At 65.8% G+C, this 16,738-nt stretch carries 19 protein-coding genes; 18 read left to right on the top strand and 1 reads right to left on the bottom strand.

What is annotated here, in order from left to right:
• Positions 1–17 precede the first annotated feature (17 nt).
• The 14 genes from AC5RVY_RS17590 (at position 18) to AC5RVY_RS17655 (ending at position 11,825) form a co-directional block, all read left to right on the top strand.
• Positions 18–557: a shikimate kinase gene (locus AC5RVY_RS17590; protein ID WP_493955980.1), complete on the top strand. Its 540-nt coding sequence runs from the start codon at positions 18–20 to the stop codon at positions 555–557.
• The gene (gene aroB, locus AC5RVY_RS17595; protein ID WP_493955981.1) at positions 554–1,645 is read left to right on the top strand and encodes a 3-dehydroquinate synthase; all 1,092 of its coding nucleotides are present in this window, start codon (positions 554–556) and stop codon (positions 1,643–1,645) included. Before AC5RVY_RS17590 ends, aroB begins: the two co-directional genes overlap by 4 nt.
• Complete coding sequence (locus AC5RVY_RS17600) at positions 1,645–2,163, top strand: tetratricopeptide repeat protein (protein ID WP_493955982.1); 519 nt, start codon at positions 1,645–1,647, stop codon at positions 2,161–2,163. Before aroB ends, AC5RVY_RS17600 begins: the two co-directional genes overlap by 1 nt.
• A 169-nt stretch (positions 2,164–2,332) precedes the next feature.
• Positions 2,333–2,896, top strand: a complete 564-nt coding sequence (gene efp / locus AC5RVY_RS17605) for an elongation factor P (RefSeq protein WP_050054941.1) — start codon at positions 2,333–2,335, stop codon at positions 2,894–2,896.
• Positions 2,896–3,306: a transcription antitermination factor NusB gene (gene nusB / locus AC5RVY_RS17610; protein ID WP_142059321.1), complete on the top strand. Its 411-nt coding sequence runs from the start codon at positions 2,896–2,898 to the stop codon at positions 3,304–3,306. Before efp ends, nusB begins: the two co-directional genes overlap by 1 nt.
• Positions 3,307–3,402: 96 nt before the next feature.
• Entirely contained in the window at positions 3,403–4,140 is a 738-nt protein-coding gene (locus AC5RVY_RS17615; RefSeq protein WP_493955983.1) for a GntR family transcriptional regulator, read from the top strand.
• 137 nt (positions 4,141–4,277) lie between these two features.
• Positions 4,278–5,288 (top strand): sugar phosphate isomerase/epimerase family protein, encoded by a 1,011-nt coding sequence (locus AC5RVY_RS17620; RefSeq protein WP_493955984.1) that lies wholly within the window; start codon positions 4,278–4,280, stop codon positions 5,286–5,288.
• Positions 5,289–5,346: 58 nt separating this feature from the next.
• Positions 5,347–7,113 (top strand): dihydroxyacetone kinase family protein, encoded by a 1,767-nt coding sequence (locus tag AC5RVY_RS17625; protein WP_493955985.1) that lies wholly within the window; start codon positions 5,347–5,349, stop codon positions 7,111–7,113.
• The gene (locus AC5RVY_RS17630; RefSeq protein ID WP_493955986.1) at positions 7,110–7,604 is read left to right on the top strand and encodes a ribose-5-phosphate isomerase; all 495 of its coding nucleotides are present in this window, start codon (positions 7,110–7,112) and stop codon (positions 7,602–7,604) included. Before AC5RVY_RS17625 ends, AC5RVY_RS17630 begins: the two co-directional genes overlap by 4 nt.
• Before the next feature lie 2 nt (positions 7,605–7,606).
• On the top strand, positions 7,607–8,611 hold the full coding sequence (locus AC5RVY_RS17635) for a 3-hydroxyacyl-CoA dehydrogenase family protein (RefSeq protein WP_493955987.1): 1,005 nt from the start codon (positions 7,607–7,609) through the stop codon (positions 8,609–8,611).
• A 27-nt stretch (positions 8,612–8,638) separates the two neighbouring features.
• A complete protein-coding gene (locus tag AC5RVY_RS17640) occupies positions 8,639–9,406 on the top strand; it encodes an SDR family NAD(P)-dependent oxidoreductase (protein ID WP_493955988.1) in 768 nt (255 codons plus the stop codon).
• 11 nt (positions 9,407–9,417) lie between these two features.
• Positions 9,418–9,573 (top strand): hypothetical protein, encoded by a 156-nt coding sequence (locus tag AC5RVY_RS17645; RefSeq protein ID WP_493955989.1) that lies wholly within the window; start codon positions 9,418–9,420, stop codon positions 9,571–9,573.
• Between the two features lie 40 nt (positions 9,574–9,613).
• Positions 9,614–10,975, top strand: a complete 1,362-nt coding sequence (locus AC5RVY_RS17650; protein WP_493955990.1) for an MFS transporter — start codon at positions 9,614–9,616, stop codon at positions 10,973–10,975.
• A complete protein-coding gene (locus tag AC5RVY_RS17655; protein ID WP_493955991.1) occupies positions 10,968–11,825 on the top strand; it encodes a triose-phosphate isomerase family protein in 858 nt (285 codons plus the stop codon). The genes AC5RVY_RS17650 and AC5RVY_RS17655 overlap by 8 nt, the downstream gene beginning before the upstream one ends.
• On the opposite strand, the gene AC5RVY_RS17660 is transcribed toward AC5RVY_RS17655, so the two are convergent.
• Positions 11,822–13,096 carry a PrsW family intramembrane metalloprotease gene (locus tag AC5RVY_RS17660; protein ID WP_493955992.1) on the bottom strand — a complete coding sequence of 425 codons (1,275 nt, stop codon included), beginning with the start codon at positions 13,094–13,096 and terminating at the stop codon, positions 11,822–11,824. The two genes, AC5RVY_RS17655 and AC5RVY_RS17660, sit on opposite strands and share 4 nt — an antisense overlap.
• 178 nt (positions 13,097–13,274) lie before the next feature.
• Between AC5RVY_RS17660 and pyrR the strand changes: the two genes are divergently transcribed.
• From pyrR to AC5RVY_RS17680, 4 genes are read left to right on the top strand one after another with little or no spacing between them, the layout of a single operon-like run.
• On the top strand, positions 13,275–13,862 hold the full coding sequence (gene pyrR / locus AC5RVY_RS17665; protein ID WP_493955993.1) for a bifunctional pyr operon transcriptional regulator/uracil phosphoribosyltransferase PyrR: 588 nt from the start codon (positions 13,275–13,277) through the stop codon (positions 13,860–13,862).
• The gene (locus tag AC5RVY_RS17670) at positions 13,859–14,881 is read left to right on the top strand and encodes an aspartate carbamoyltransferase catalytic subunit (protein WP_493955994.1); all 1,023 of its coding nucleotides are present in this window, start codon (positions 13,859–13,861) and stop codon (positions 14,879–14,881) included. Before pyrR ends, AC5RVY_RS17670 begins: the two co-directional genes overlap by 4 nt.
• Entirely contained in the window at positions 14,881–16,215 is a 1,335-nt protein-coding gene (locus AC5RVY_RS17675) for a dihydroorotase (RefSeq protein WP_493955995.1), read from the top strand. The genes AC5RVY_RS17670 and AC5RVY_RS17675 overlap by 1 nt, the downstream gene beginning before the upstream one ends.
• On the top strand, positions 16,215–16,736 hold the full coding sequence (locus AC5RVY_RS17680; RefSeq protein WP_493955996.1) for a PH-like domain-containing protein: 522 nt from the start codon (positions 16,215–16,217) through the stop codon (positions 16,734–16,736). Before AC5RVY_RS17675 ends, AC5RVY_RS17680 begins: the two co-directional genes overlap by 1 nt.
• Positions 16,737–16,738 lie beyond the last annotated feature (2 nt).

Genomic DNA, 16,738 nt, shown 5'->3' on the forward strand with positions numbered 1-16,738 from the left:
GCAACAAAACCGCGTCCATGGGCCGCCCTGTGGTCCTCATCGGGCCCATGGCGGTCGGCAAATCCGCCATCGGACATCAGTTGGCCCAGCAACTGGATGCCCCGTTCGTGGACACCGACGCCGTCATCGTGGCCGCCCACGGATCCATCGCAGACATCTTCGCCGGACGGGGTGAGCACGCATTCCGCGAGATCGAGGCCCGGACGGTGGCCGACGTCCTCGAAGCGGCACGGGGCACCACCACTGTCATCTCCCTGGGCGGCGGAGCGGTGCTTGACTCCGGTACACAACAACTCATCGGCCAGTGCACCGTGGTGTACCTCGAGTGCGACGCGGATACCGTTGCCGGCCGCATCGCCCGGAACTCAGGGCGGCCCCTGCTCGCCGGGGACGCGATGGGCCGCTGGACGGCCATGTTCGCCACCCGCAAGCCGGTTTACGAGCGGCTGGCAGATATCACCCTGGACGTGCGCCACGGCTCGGTTTCCGAGCTGGGGCGCCGGCTGGAAGCAGCACTGCGCGACTACGCAGCTGCCAAACAGGAAGTTGAAAAGTGAGCGCCGAATCAACAGTCATCAAAGTCACCGGCGAGTCCGCCGGCAACAACTACGACGTGGTGGTGGGCCGGGGACTGCTCGGAGACCTTCCCGGCCTGCTCGGTGAGCGGGTCCGCCGGGTCCTGGTCATCCACCCCCGCGCCCTCCGCCTCACGGGTGACACCGTCAGGGACGAGCTTGCGGCGGCCGGTTTCACCTCGCTGACGGCGGAGATTCCCGACGCCGAAGAAGGCAAGCACATCCAGGTGGCCGCCTTCTGCTGGCAGGTCCTGGGGCAGAACGACTTCACGCGGTCGGATGCGATTGTGGCCGTCGGGGGAGGGGCCGTCACAGACCTCGCAGGGTTCGTGGCCGCGACGTGGCTCCGCGGGGTCAAGGTCATCCACATGCCCACCAGCCTGCTCGGCATGGTGGACGCCTCCGTGGGCGGAAAGACCGGCATCAACACCGCCGAAGGCAAAAACCTCGTGGGGGCCTTCCACCCGCCGGCCGCCGTCCTGGCGGACCTGGACACGCTGAATACCCTGCCCCGCAACGAGATCATCTCCGGAATGGCGGAAGTCATCAAGTGCGGGTTCATCGCCGACCCCGCCATCCTCGACCTTGTCGAGAAGGACCCGGAAGCTGTAGTGGACCCGCAGTCCGACGCCCTCCGGGAGCTCATCGAACGTGCCATCGCCGTGAAGGCCAAGGTCGTCTCCGAGGACCTCAAGGAGTCCGGCCTGCGCGAGATCCTGAACTACGGCCACACGCTGGGCCACGCCATCGAACTGGTGGAGCGCTATTCCTGGCGCCACGGGGCCGCCGTCTCCGTGGGCATGATGTTCGCCGCCGAGCTCGCCCGGAGCGTGGGGAGGCTCAGCGATACCGACGCCGACCGGCACCGCAGCATCCTGGACGGACTGGGGCTCCCGGTCACCTACCGGAAGGACCGCTGGCAGGGCCTGCTGGATGGCATGCGGCGGGACAAGAAGTCCCGCGGCGACCTGTTGCGCTTTGTGGTCCTCGACGGCGTGGCCAAGCCGGGGATCCTCGACGTCCCGGACACGTCGCTGCTGTTTGCCGCCTACCAGGAAATTGCTTCCTGATGCAGGGCGACATGGAAGGCACCACAGACTGGCCGGAAGCCGGGTTCCCGGGCATCCGCATCAACCCCGAATCCCTGCTGCCGCAAATAGTGAACGAAGACACCGTCCGGGAATCCCTGGCGGTCTCCACCGATCCGGCGGACCAAATCTTTGTCCTGCTGGTGGAAGGGCATGCCGCCGAAGCCGCGGAACTCCTGGCCGAGGCCCGGTTCAAGGACCCCGAATCCTTCAGGCTGCGGGCCTTCGAAGCCGAAGTGCTCCGGGTGACCAACCGGCTGGACCGGGCCGTGGAGCTGTTCCGCCAACTGCTCGCCGAAGTCCAGGGAACGCCCCGCGAGGCCCTGGTCCTGCAGTTCCTGGGCAAAACCCAATACACCGCCGGCCAGACGTCGGCAGCTGTTGAATCCTTCGCCCGCGCCCTGGACCTGCGCGTTGCCGACTCTGCCGACGCCGCCTTGATCTACTCCTCCACCGTGGCGCTGCAGCGCGCCCGGGATGTGCTGGACCTCGCCTGCTGACGGCACACAGGAGCCCAAACAGGGGTACCCCCGATTTACCGGTAGAATGGTATTTGGATTTTTTCGAACCCCGATTTTTGACAAATACGCGCTGGCACGCCTCCGGGCCTGCCTGCCCGGCATACGGCGTCCATGAACGCGACCAGACAGAGAAACCAGAGGATTACCAGTGGCAACCACTAATGACATCAAGAACGGAACGGTCCTGAAGCTTGAGGGCCAGCTCTGGAACATCATCGAATTCCAGCACGTCAAGCCGGGCAAGGGCGGCGCCTTTGTGCGTACCAAGATGCGCAATGTGATGTCCGGCAAGGTCGTGGACAAGACGTTCAACGCCGGGCTCAAGATCGAAACCGCCACCGTGGACCGCCGCGACTACCAGTACCTGTACCAGGACGGTGCGGATTTCGTATTCATGGATACTTCGGACTACGACCAGATCACCGTGTCCGGTGCCACCGTCGGCGACGCCACCAACTTCATGCTCGAGAACCAGATGGTCAACATCGCCATCCACGAGGGCACCCCGCTCTACATCGAACTGCCGCCGAGCGTCGTCCTGGAAATCACCTACACCGAGCCGGGCCTGCAGGGCGACCGCTCGTCCGCCGGCACCAAGCCCGCAACCCTGGAAACCGGCTACGAGATCCAGGTCCCGCTGTTCATCGAGAACAACACCAAGGTCAAGGTCGACACCCGCGACGGCAGCTACCTCGGCCGGGTCACTGAGTAGTGAGCGCCCGCGGTAAAGCCCGTAACAGGGCCCTGGATGTTCTTTTCGAAGCCGAGCAGCGCTCCGTTTCGGCCTTCGACGTTCTCCGGGCACGCCGGGAGAAGACCGACCAGATCATCAACCCGTACACCCTGGAAATCGTTGAAGGTGTCCTGTCCCAACAGGTTGCCATCGACGAATTCCTCGAAACGTACTCGCAGGGCTGGAGCCTTGAACGCATGCCCTCGGTTGACCGCATCATTCTCCGTATCGGCACCTGGGAACTCCTCTACAACGACGACGTCCCGGACGGCGTGGCGGTAAGCGAAGCGGTGGCGCTGGCCAAGACGCTCTCCACCGACGAATCCCCGCAGTTCATCAACGGCCTCCTCGGCCGCCTGCAGCAGCTCAAGCCTTCGCTGCTGGCATAACCGCAAGGATGCCGCACTCTTAGAGCCCCGACCAGGTCCGCCTGGCCGGGGCTCTTTTGCGGGTACGGACAGGCGGCAACCCTATAGGATTTAAGGATGCAGAACGCCTCCGACAGCACCGACGCCATCGCCGCCATTTCGGTGGACCAGGCCGGTGCCCGCCGCTCCGGCCGGGCAATCAACCGCCAGGTCCTTGCGGACCACGTCTACACCGAACTCCTGGCGTCCCTCATGGACGGCCGGCTGGCACCCGGTTCCGTGGTGAGCATCGATGGAACTGCCCGGGACCTTGACGTTTCCCCCACGCCTGTCCGCGAAGCGCTTGCACGGCTGGAGCACACCGGAATGGTCCGCAGGGTAGCGCTGAAGGGGTACCGCGTGGCCCCGGTCTTCACCCGTGAGGACTTTGCCGAGCTGATGGAAGCGCGCCTGGCCATCGAGCCCGTCAATGCCCGGCTTGCCTGTGAACGCATGGACCAGAAGGGCCTCGCGGAGTTGAAACAGGCCGTCGAGGACCTGAAAGCCGCTCCCCGGGGACCGGCGTTTGCGCAGTTCAAGGACTATCTTGAGGCCGACGAACGGTTTCATCAGCTGATCGCGCGCCAGACCGGAAACCAGTTCATGGAGGCCGCCTACTCTGCCCTGGGGGGACAGATCCAGCGGTTCCGCCTGTTCGGGGGAGTGGGCATCACCGACGCAGACTGCGCCATCGCCGAGCACCAGGCTGTCCTGGACGCGGTTTCCGCGGGGGACCCCGGGAAAGCGGAGGCCGCCATGGCCGCGCATATCCAGCAGGTCCGGTCGAGGGCGATTGCCGCCGCTCCCGAGAGTTAGCTCAAACTCCGGCTGAACTCCTGACCGGGTTCCGACGCGCACACGCCGTTCCTCTCAGGCTTGAAAGCGTGATCTTGACAACATTTCCACGATAGTAAATCCTATAGGAAAGACGATCTAGGAAATGAGCACCTTTCTTGGCTTACACAGCAGATACCTGGCCCATCACCGCAGCCTTGCTGCAATTCCCGTCAGTCGACGCCACCGGAACCCACGTCAACGATGCGGACCCCTCCGTTTGGGCTGACGTCTTCGCTGAGGTGAAGGACGCGGGCTTTGCGAACGCGGATCTCACCGACAGCTGGGTACGTCCCGGCGACTTGCCCACGGACCGGCTGGCCGAGTTCAAGCAGGCCGCCGAAGAGGTGGGAATCGGCATCCCCGTGATCTCCGCAATCCGCCGCAGCATCATCGAGGAAGGCAACTGGGAAGCCAATCTCGCGTACAGCCACCGCACCATCGACGCCGCTGCGGAACTGGGCTGTGAGGTTGTGTCCTTCGGGTTGCACCAAGCCATTACGCCGGAGCAGCAGAAGCAGCTGTGGTTCTGGACGGTCGAAGGCCACAAGGATCCCGCGGGGGACAAGGAAGCATGGAACAACGCCGTTTCCCGCCTTCGCGAGCTTGGCCGGCATGCGGCGGAAGCGGGCGTCCTGCTCTCGCTGGAGATGTACGAGGACACGTACCTTGGCACCGCGGATTCCTCAGTGCGGCTGGTGCAGGACATCGGGCTGGCAAACGTTGGACTAAACCCCGATCTTGGCAACCTGATCCGGCTCCACCGGCCCATCGAGGACTGGCGGGAGATGGTGGCCAAGACGCTGCCCTACGCCAACTACTGGCACATGAAGAACTACATCCGCGACGAGGACGTGGCCCGGGACATGTACGTCACCATGCCCGCTCCGATGGAAAGCGGCCTGATCAACTACCGCGAGGCCTTCAAACTGGCCCTGTCCGCCGGCTTCCAAGGCATCCTGTGCACGGAACACTACGGCGGAGACGGCCTCAGTGTGACGGCCAGCAACCAGGAATACCTGCGGCGGCACGTTCTTCCCAAGACAGGCGGATACGCACTCGGCAGGAGCCAGGTGGCCCAGGGGCGGCAGCAGCCGTCTGCCACTGAACTAGCCGGCGTCCGACCCTAAGCCGCCGGGCGCCACGGCCTGCTCACGGCGAAAACACCAAGGATTCAATGAGGAAACCATGACCCAAATTTTTGACAACCCCGCTGACTTTGCCGACGAGGCATTGGACGGGTTTGCAGCAGCGAACCGCGGATACGTAGCCAGGGTGGCCGGCGGCGTTGTCCGCTCCACCGAAGTGCCCAAGGGGCAGGTGGCCCTGGTGGTGGGTGGCGGGTCCGGCCATTACCCCGCCTTCGCCGGCCTGGTGGGCCCCGGTCTTGCCACAGGAGCGGCCTGCGGCAACATGTTCGCCTCCCCGGCTGCGGGCCAGGTCTACCGGGTGGCCAAGGCAGCGCACGCGGGCGGCGGCGTGCTGCTGAGTTACGGCAACTACGCCGGAGACGTACTCCACTTCGGCCAGGCGCAGCTCCGCCTCAACGCTGAAGGCATCGAGACACGGACCGTCCTGGTCACGGACGACATCGCCAGTGCGCCCCTGGACCAGCTGGAAAAGCGCCGCGGCATTGCCGGTGACCTAACGGTCTTCAAAATTGCCGGTGCCGCTGCCGAGGCGGGACTGGATCTCGACGCCGTGGAGCAGCTCGCCCGCCGGACGAACCACCGCACCCGCTCCCTGGGCGTGGCGTTTGACGGATGCACGCTGCCGGGAGCCGGCGAACCGCTGTTCCACGTCCCTTCCGGCCAGATGTCGTTGGGATTGGGCATCCACGGCGAACCGGGCATCTCCGAACACCCCATGCCGACGGCCTCCGAGCTTGCCCAACTCCTGGTCTCCAGGCTCCTCGAGGACAAGCCCGAAGACGCCGCGGACCGTGTGGTGGCAATCGTCAACGGTCTGGGGACAGTCAAATACGACGAACTGTTCCTGCTCTTCGGAAAGATCGAAAAGCTGCTTGCCAACGCCGGACTGACGGTCGTGGAACCTGAATGCGGCGAGCTCGTCACCAGCCTCGACATGTCCGGTCTCTCCCTGACCCTGCTGTGGCTGGACGATGAACTCGAGCGCTACTGGGCAGCCCCCGCCGACACCCCCGCCTTCCGCAAGGGAAACGTGGTTCCCCGGGCACCGCGCGAGCTGGCCATACAGGAAGAGGCCGCGGGCGGCGACGGGGAACAGACGACGGCGGCAGCAGCGGCCCTGGGCCGGCTGGCAGCCGACGTGCTCGCCGAGGTCCGGGACGCCGTCGTCGAACACGAGAAGGAGCTGGGCAGGCTGGACGCGATCGCGGGCGACGGCGACCACGGCATCGGCATGCGCCGCGGTGTGGAGGCGGCAGCGTCAGCAGGCCGGGAAGCCGCGGCCGCGGGAGCATCCGTGCAGCGCGTGCTGATGGCGGCAGGCGAGGCGTGGAGCGAACGCGCCGGCGGAACATCCGGAGCCCTCTGGGGATCAGCGGTGCTCGCCGCCGGACTCGCCCTCGGCAACAACGAAACCTATGGCAATGACGATGCAGCCGACGCCGTCAAAGCCTTCGCCGACGCCGTTACCAGCCTTGGGAAGGCCGAACCGGGTGATAAGACCATGGTGGATGCCCTGCTTCCCTTCCGGGATGCATTCCTGGCCGCGTCCGCTGATGGCGCCGCGGCCGCCGCCGCGCTGGCCGTCGGGGCCGCTTCCGCGCAGGAGGCAGCCGCCCGCACGGCAAGCCTGCGGCCGCTGAAGGGGAGGGCGCGGCCCCTGGCCGAAAAGAGCCTGGGCCATCCGGACCCCGGTGCGGTTTCCTTCGGGCTGATTGCCGCCCGCATCTCCGATTACTTCTCTTCCGAACTGACTGACGATTCACTGCTGGCCGCTTCGGCGGCCCGGAACGGAGCAGAAGCATGAGCGCACATCAAGGCGCATCACCGGGATGGCGGATCGTCATCGGAAACGATGAAGCCGGCGTCGAATACAAGGAGGCGCTGAAGGCGCAGCTGGAGGCAGACCCCCGTGTCGCTTCCGTGGTGGACGTGGGCGTCGCTGCCAACGACACCACGGCGTACCCGCATGTTGCTGTGGACGCCGCCCGCAAAGTGGCCGACGGCGGCGCGGACCGTGCCCTGCTGATCTGCGGCACCGGCCTGGGCGTTGCGATCGCAGCCAACAAGGTGCCCGGTATCAGGGCGGTAACGGCACATGACGGCTATTCGGTGGAGCGGTCCGTCCTCAGCAACAACGCCCAGGTCCTCACCCTGGGCCAGCGCGTCATCGGCCTCGAACTGGCCAAGAAGCTGGTGGGCGAATGGCTCGACTACCGCTTCGACGAGTCCTCAGCCTCCGCCGCCAAGGTGGATGCCATCTGCTCCTACGAACCCGATTACACAAAGGCAGTCTGATCATGACCGAAAAAGCAAGCACCACATCGAACGCGGACAACACGGCGCCTGCGGACGGCACCCGGAAGATCGCCGTCGTCGGCTCCGGCTACATGGGCGGCGGAATCGCGCAGGTCCTGGCCCTTGGCGGGGCACGTGTTGCACTCGCGGACGTCTCCGCCGAGGTGGCGGAGAACAACTACGAACGCCTCCTGGCCGAATCGGACCAGTTCGTGGCCGACGGCCTGTTCCCCGAAGGTTCCACCGAAATCCTTAAGCAGAACCTCTGGGCCGCCAAGGACATCGAGGAAGCCGTGGCGGACGCGGACTTCATCGAGGAGGCCGTCCCGGAAGTCATCGCCATCAAGCACCAGACCCTGGCCCGGATCAGCACCGCAGCCCGGCCGGAGGCCATCATCGGCTCCAACACCTCCACCATCTCCATTGCCGAACTGTCCGGGCCGGTGGCAAACCCGGAGCGGTTCCTGGGCGTGCACTTCTCCAACCCGTCCCCCTTCATCCCCGGCGTCGAAATCATCCCCCACGCCGGTACATCTGCCGGCACCGTGGGCGCTGTCCGGGAACTCGTCCACGCCGCCGGCAAGCAGACCGCCGTGGTCAAGGACGTCACCGGATTTGTGCTCAACCGGCTGCAGTACGCCCTGTTCCACGAAGCCGCCCAACTGGTGGAGCAGGGCATCGCGACGGCGGACGACGTTGACACCCTGGTCCGGACCACCTTCGGCTTCCGGCTGCCGTTCTTCGGACCGTTCGCGATCGCCGACATGGCCGGGCTGGACGTATACAACTTCTGCTACAAGTCCTTGCAGACCGACTTCCCGGAGCGGTTCGCCACCCCCAAGATCCTCAGCGACCTGGTGGAGGCCGGGAAGCTCGGGACCAAGACCGGCGCCGGGTTCCTCAATGTCCCGGCTGAGCGCACACCCGAACTGATCGCCTACCGCAACAAGGCCTACGTCGCGATGCAGAAGCTGCTCGATGAGCTCGGCCCCGCACCCATCAGCTAACCCCATCCGTCTTTCCCAGGAGCACCCATGAGCAGCTTTCCCGAACAACGAACAGTGGTCATCACCGGAGCGGTCTCCGAGCGTGGCATCGGCCGGGCAACCGCCAATTACCTCGCCGCCCAAGGCTGGAACATCGGCGTCATCGACCTCGATGACGCCCTGTGCCAGGCGGCCGCCAAGGAACTGTCCTCCCAGTACGGCATCCGCGCCCATGGGGTGGGCGCCAACGTGGCGGACGAAGCATCCGTCCGCTCCGCCATTGACTCCATCGAGGTGGAACTGCCCCAGATCGTGGCCCTGGCAAACGTTGCAGGTGTCAGTTCCCCCGTTCCCTATCTGGACCTGGACGCGGCTGAGTGGGACCGCGTGCTGAACATCAACCTCAACGGTGTCCACTACGCCACCCGCCGCGTGGCCGAATCGATGGTGAAGAACCGGATCGGCCGGATCGTCAACATCTCCTCCGTTTCCGCCCAGCGTGGCGGCGGAACGTACTCCAAGACGCCCTACTCCGTGGCAAAGGCCGGCGTGATCGGACTGACCCGCTCGACAGCCCGGGAACTGGGGGAGTACGACATCACCGTCAACGCCATTTCCCCGGGCCCCATAGACACGGACATCATGGGCGGCACCCTCAGCCAGGAACGAAAGGACGAACTGACGAAGGACCTGGTGGTCAACCGCGTCGGGTCCACGCGGGACATCGCCGCAGCCATCGCCTTCCTCATCAGCGAAGACGCCGGATACATCTCCGGCCAGACGTTGAATGTGGATGGCGGCCTCTACATGCACTAGGAAGGCCGGCAATGGCACAGAAGGGCAAGGCCGCGGCACGGCCTTCATCAACATCAACGGTTCGAACCACCGGGCTTGGCGCCTGGACCCGGGCGCGCACCATCTACCTTGCCGTGGGCATTCTCGCCTGCATCGCAGGGGCCGTGATGATTGCAGTCTCCCGCTAGGACCCCCAGCACCCCCGCATTTACTCAAAGAGGAGTTTTGATGTCCGTAGCAGCAACATCAACCAGGGAGCTCCTGGAATCACCAGTCCTGAAGTCGGCGATTTCCAAGGCCTCCCGCCGGCTCATGCCGATGCTGGTCATCCTGTATATCGTGGCGTTCCTTGACCGCACCAACGTGGGCTTTTCCGAAGCGGCGCTCGGCGTGGACAAGGGCATCAGCGCCGGAGCATTCGCCCTCGGGGCCGGGATCTTCTTCATCGGCTACGCCCTGTTCGAAATTCCCAGCAACCTGCTCCTGACCAGGTTCGGGGCGAAAGTATGGCTCGCGCGGATCACCATCACCTGGGGCATCGTGTCCGCGTGCTTCGCATTCGTGCAGGGCGAGGCCTCCTTCATCATCCTGCGCTTCCTCCTCGGTGTGACCGAAGCCGGCCTGTTCCCGGGCGTCATCATGTTCCTGGCTGCCTGGTTCCCGAACAAGGTGCGGGTGAAAATGTTCGCCATCTTCTACCTGGCACAGCCGTTCTCGCAGATGATGGGCGCGCCGCTTTCCGGCTGGCTGATCAACATCGGTGACCAGGTGCCCGGGGTCCAGGGCTGGCAGGTCATGTTCTTCGTCGAGGGCATGCTCGCGGTCCTGGCAGGCATCGCCGCATACTTCTTCCTGATCAACAGCCCCCAGGATGCCAAGTTCCTGGACACCGGCGAAAAGAAGGCGCTGCTGGACGTCATGGCCCTCGAGGACAACGTCAAGGAAGAAACCGGCCCGCGGGGCGTACTGGCGGCCATGAAGAACGGCAAGGTCTGGTACTTCACTGTCATCTACTTCTGCCTGCAGATTGCCGTTTACGGTGTCACCTTCTACCTGCCGCAGCAGGTATCCCAGCTGACCGGCCAAAAGGTGGGCCTCGCCGTCGGCCTGATGGCAGCGATCCCGTGGTTCTTCGGCATCTTCGCCTGCTACCTCATCGGCAAGGCCGCGAACACCCTGGTCCGCCGCCGGGTCTGGGGCACCGGGCTGTTTATCTCCACCGGGCTGTGCATCTTCGGTTCCGCCTGGGCAGGCACAAACCACCTCCCGGCTGTGGGCATCATCTTCATTACCTTGGCCGTTTGCAGCTTCCTCTCCATCGGCCCCATCGCATGGTCCTACCCCACGGCGTTCCTGACGGGGACAGCGGCTGCCGCGGGCATCGGCCTGATCAACTCCCTCGGAAACCTCGGCGGCTTCGTTGCGCCGATCCTGCGGACCAGCGTCAACGGGATCGCGGCCGACTCCACTGGCTCCGCGGGGGTCTTTGCCCTGGGCGTGCTCCCGTTCGCGGCCGCCGTCATGATGTACGCCACCAAGCGGTTCCGCAACAAGGCAGATGACCTGCTCGAGACCGGTGAGCGTGCCTGACATCATCGCCGAAAACCAAGCAGGGATCACGGGCCCCCTATATATCGGGGTAAGCACCAAGATGTATCTGGGGTTCCGGGAGTGCATGGACTGGCTCACGCGGATCCGGCACGAAGTGGACACCCGTCCGGCCCTCGCGGCCGGGCGGGTGGTCCCGTTTGTGATCCCCTCTTTCCCAATGCTTTCCTCCGCCAGCGCAGTTCTGGCGGGATCCCCGGTGCGCCTGGGCGCCCAAAATTGCGGCTGGGCTGACGGTCCATGGACCGGGGAAGTGTCGCCTTCCCTCCTCGCGGAGCTGGGAGTTGGCCTCGTGGAGATCGGGCACGCTGAACGTCGCCGGCATTTCGGCGAAAACAGCAGCATGATCAACCGCAAGGTCAGGGCCGCTGACGCCGCGGGGATCACGCCCCTGCTGTGCGTCGGCGAGGAAACCCGCGGCGAGGGAACCGAAGGAAGTGCGGAAGCCGCGGCCGCGTTCGTCCACCAGCAGATCAACCACGCCGTAGCCGGCGACTGGGCACTGGCATCCCGGCTTGTCATCGCCTACGAGCCCGTCTGGGCCATTGGGGCAGCAGAACCCGCCGGCCCGAGCTACGTATCGGCGGTGGTCCGTTCGCTGCGCGCCCTTCTGGGCGCCCATGAAGCCGGGGCAGCATTGGGCAGCCTGCCCGTCATCTATGGTGGCTCGGCCAAGCCGGGACTCCTCCCGGAACTGAACGGCGCCTCTGGGCTTTTCCTTGGCAGGTTTGCCCACGATGCCGCTAATTTCGGAAAGGTCCTGGATGAGGCACTGTCGCTGACAGCACAGGTGGCGGCCGCGGCTAGACCGGAGGCCGGACCGGGAGTTTAATGCGCGACGGCGGCGCGCAGGGACAGGATGCGCTGCAGCTGCTGCCGCTCCTCTGCCTGGTGCAGCTGCACATCGCGCCCGCTGAGAATCCGTTGCCGGGTGTTGGCCAGCTGGGTGGCGGCTTTCATGAACTCCTTCATCTGCCGCTTCCTGCCGTAGCTCCCGGCCCAGTTCAGTGCCGTGCGCCGGCCGCCGAAGGTTGCGAGGAGCTCCACTTCGGCAGGGGTAAACCAGCCGGCGGCGGAGTATTCCAGCAGGCGCTGGCGGGTCAGCCGTTTCTCCGCCACCCGCAGGAGGATGATGCCGCCCATGGCGAGGAAGAAGAGGGGCACCTGGACCAGGATGTAATCCACCAGGAAGCCCTGCCCCATACTGTTCCACCGGTTGTGCAGGAACATGGCCGGCAGGAGCCCAAGGACAAAGGCGCCCACGGCGGCGCCCGTCCCTCCCCGCCGGGCGGCGAACCCGATGATCAGCCCCGTGGTCCCGGTGAAGATTGCATGGGCGAAGGGGGACATCACGCCGCGGAGGAAAAACACCTGGGCAAAATCGCTGGCCGGGTTCGCCGATTCCGCGATGGCCCGGCCGAAATACAGGATGTTCTCGGTGAAAGCGAAGCCGCCGGCGATGGTAAAGGCGAAAACCACCCCGTCCACCGGGCCGTCAAAATGCCTCCTAGCCAGCAACAGCAGGAGCAGCAGCCCCAGGGACTTGGCGAACTCTTCCACGATGGGCGCCTGGACGGTGGCCATGAAGGTCTGCAGGTCCGCTTCATCGGAAAACTGGAACCCCAGGACAAAAAAGGGCTGGATCAGCAGGGTGACGGCGATGGAAACGGCCGCACCCCACGTAAAGGCGAAGTACAGGAGCCGCTTGGGCTCGGGCTCCCATTTGTCGATGATGTAAACCGCCAGGAGAACCACTGACAGGGGAATCAGCGAGGCCAGGAAACCGATCAGGAACCCTGCCACCCCCGTGTTCGAGAACAGGAACGGCACCACCAGGAAGAGGCTGAGGAAGGCCAGGGTGCTGCCGCCGATGGTCAGCGCAACCAGGCTCCCGCTCCTGGCCCGGCCGGCCTTAACTACGGTCCCTTGGACCCCGGGCGGCATAATGGCGTCAACGGGTCCCTGATGCCCGGGGGCCGAACGGTAGTTTCCAGGCTGCACCTGGCCCATCCAGGTCGGGTTGGCTTCACGGGGGAGCGGTGTGCCGCCGCGGAAAGGATCTTCCGGTGGTCCGGACGCAGGAAAGCGGGGATGCATCGACATATCCGCAAGCCTAGGTGGCCGCCGCCACACGTCCAAGGACCCTCTCCGGGGCAGTAAGAAGTGTGACCATCACCGCGTCCTTCCGGAACGGGCCCGGCCATGCCCGTGTGGTAATTTTGAAACGCACATGATCCTTTTTTAATTCCGTCCTGTGAGGCGGGGAAAGGGGAGACGAGCGTTGACTTCTGTCACCAGCGCACCGGTTCCAGCCAGGGTAGTCCTTAGCCAGGCTGACATCGACCGCGCCCTCACTCGTATCGCCCATGAGATCCTCGAGGCCAATAAGGGTTCCCAGGACCTTGTCCTGCTCGGTATTCCCCGCCGCGGTTATCCTCTGGCTGCCCGGCTTGCCGAAAAAATTGCCGCAACCGATCCCACCGTGGACGCGGCAGCAATCGTCGGACAGCTTGACGTCACCATGTTCCGCGATGACCTCTCGCACCAGGGCACGCGGCCGCCGTACCCCACCAAGCTGCCCCGCACGGGAATCGACAACAAAGTTGTGGTCCTCATCGACGACGTCCTGTACTCGGGCCGCACCATCCGCGCCGCCCTTGACGCCCTGGTGGACCTGGGCCGGCCCCGCATCGTCCGGCTCGCTGTGCTGATTGACCGCGGCCACCGCGAGCTTCCCATCAGGGCAGACCACGTGGGCAAGAACCTGCCCACGTCCTCAGCCGAGAAAGTGCGCGTCCGGCTCGAGGAAACGGACACCGCTCCCGGCGGTACCCCCGTCAACGAGGTAGTTATCGAGGGCCGCTCATGAAACACCTCCTCTCCACCGAAGACCTCAGCCTCGCCAACGCCATCCGCATCCTCGACACCGCCGAAGAAATGGCGGCCGTAGGGGAGCGCGAGGTCAAGAAGCTGCCTGCACTGCGCGGCCGCACCGTGGTGAACCTCTTCTTCGAGGACTCCACCCGCACCCGCATCTCGTTTGAAGCTGCCGCCAAGCGCCTGTCGGCAGACGTGATCAACTTCGCCGCGAAGGGCTCCTCCGTCTCCAAGGGGGAGTCACTCAAGGACACCGCCCAGACGCTCTCGGCGATGGGCGCGGACGCCGTCGTCATCCGGCACTGGGCCTCAGGGGCACCGCACCGGCTGGCCGCGACCGACTGGATCGATGCCGCCGTCATCAACGCCGGCGACGGCACGCACGAACACCCCACCCAGGCGCTGCTTGATGCTTTCACCATGCGACGCCACTGGGCCCGCCTGGCCGGCACCGGGTCCGAAGGTGCAGACCTCAAGGGAATGCGGGTGGCCATCGCCGGCGACGTCCTGCACTCGCGCGTGGCGCGCTCCAACGTCTGGCTCCTGCGCACCCTCGGCGCCGAGGTCACGCTGGTGGCGCCGCCCACCCTGCTGCCCATCGGCGTCGAAAAGTGGCCCTGCAACGTCAGCTACAACATGGATGAGACCCTTGAGCAGGGCGTCGACGCCGTGATGATGCTCCGCGTGCAGGGCGAACGCATGAACGCATCCTTCTTCCCCAGCACCCGGGAATACTCGCGCCGCTGGGGCTTTGACGACAACCGGCTGCGCGCGCTGGACTCCCTGGGCATGAAGGACACCATCATCATGCACCCCGGGCCCATGAACCGCGGCCTGGAAATCTCCGCCGCCGCCGCCGATTCCCCCCGCTCCACCGTCCTGGCCCAGGTCCGCAACGGTGTGTCCGTGCGGATGGCCGCACTTTACCTGCTGCTCTCCGGGGACACCCGCGAACCAGCCGCCCCCGCCCTGGCGTATGCCGGCACCCATTCCACCAAGGAGAGCAACTGATGGCTGGCAACACCGGAACCTACCTGATCCGCGGCGCTTCAATCCTTGGCGGCGAGCCGGCGGACCTGCTGATCCGCGACGGCGTTATCGCCGAAACCGGAAAAGGGCTGTCTGCTGACGGTGCCACCGTTATCGACGCCGCCGGCCTGGTGGCGCTGCCCGGCATGGTGGACGTCCACACACACCTCCGCGAGCCCGGCCGCGAGGACGCGGAAACGGTGGAGACCGGTACCCGCGCCGCCGCCCTCGGGGGGTACACTGCCGTCCACGCCATGGCCAACAGCACTCCGGTGGCGGACACCGCGGGCGTGGTGGAGCAGGTCTACAGCCTCGGGCAGGCGGCAGGCTGGGTGGACGTGCGCCCGGTGGGCGCCGTCACCGTGGGCCTGGCCGGCGAGCAGCTCGCCGAACTCGGCGCCATGGCCGATTCCCGTGCCCGGGTCCGGATGTTCTCCGACGACGGCATCTGCGTGCACGATCCCGTCCTCATGCGCCGTGCGCTGGAATACGTCAAGGCGTTCGACGGCGTGGTGGCCCAGCACGCCCAGGAACCGCGCCTGACTGCCGGTGCCCAAATGAACGAAGGCGAAGTCTCCGCTGTCCTGGGACTCACCGGCTGGCCGGCAGTGGCCGAGGAAAGCATCATCGCCCGCGACGTGCTGCTCGCCCAGCACGTCGGCTCCCGGCTCCACGTCTGCCACGTCTCCACGGCGGGATCAGTGGAAATCATCCGCTGGGCCAAAGAGCGCGGCATCAACGTCACGGCGGAGGTCACACCGCACCACCTGCTGCTGACCGACGACCTGGTCCGCAGCTACGACCCCGTGTACAAGGTGAACCCGCCGCTGCGCACCGACGCCGATGTCCAGGCCCTGCGCGCCGGGCTCGCAGACGGGACCATCGACGTTGTCGGCACCGACCACGCACCGCACCCCAGCGAGCACAAGGAATGCGAGTGGGCGCAGGCCGCCATGGGCATGACCGGGCTGGAAACAGCGCTGTCCGTGGTGCAGCACACGATGATCGAGACCGGCCTGATCACCTGGGCGGATTTCGCCCGGGTCACCTCGGCCGCCGCCGCCAGGATCGGCCGTCTCGAAGACCAGGGGCGGCCGCTGGAAGCAGGGGAGCCCGGCAACGTCATCCTGGTGGACCCCGCTGCGCGCTGGACAGTTGAGCCGGCGACGATGGCCACCATGGGGCGGAACTCGCCGTTCAAGGGCATGGAACTGCCCGGCAAGGTGGTGGCCACGTTCTTCAAGGGCCACCCCACCGTGCTGGACGGCGGGCTCAACACCCCGTACCCGCACGCCGCTTCCGTGGGCGCCGCCTGATGGACACCCAGCTGCTCTCGCTGGTTATCACGCTGGCACTCATCGCCATAGCCTTTGCCCTGATCGGCCTGGGCTGGCGGAACCGCCTTCGGCGGCAGGCCGACGTCGAACAGTTGCCTTTGGTGCCCGAGGCGCCGGGGGAGCCGCTCATCCGCGCCGAGGGGCAGTACGTCGCGTCCACCACCGCCGGGGACTGGCTGGACCGGATCGCCGTGCACGGGCTGGGTATCCGCACCAACGCCACGCTCGAGGTCTACCCGCACGGAGTCCTCTTTGACCGGGCAGGGGCCCCCGCGCTGTACATCCCGGCGGCGTCCCTCACCGGCGTGCGGCTGGACAGCGGCATGGCCGGCAAGTTCGTGGAAATGGACGGCCTCCTGGTCCTGGCGTGGATGCACGGCAGCCACGAGCTGGACACCGGCTTCCGGACCCGCCGGGCAGAGGACAGGGACGTGCTCCACGCAGCACTTCAGGAATTGATTTCTTCGGCCCCCGCGGCTGATGCCAATAGTGGAAAGTAAGC

This window comes from Arthrobacter sp. Ha26 (assembly GCF_059091705.1).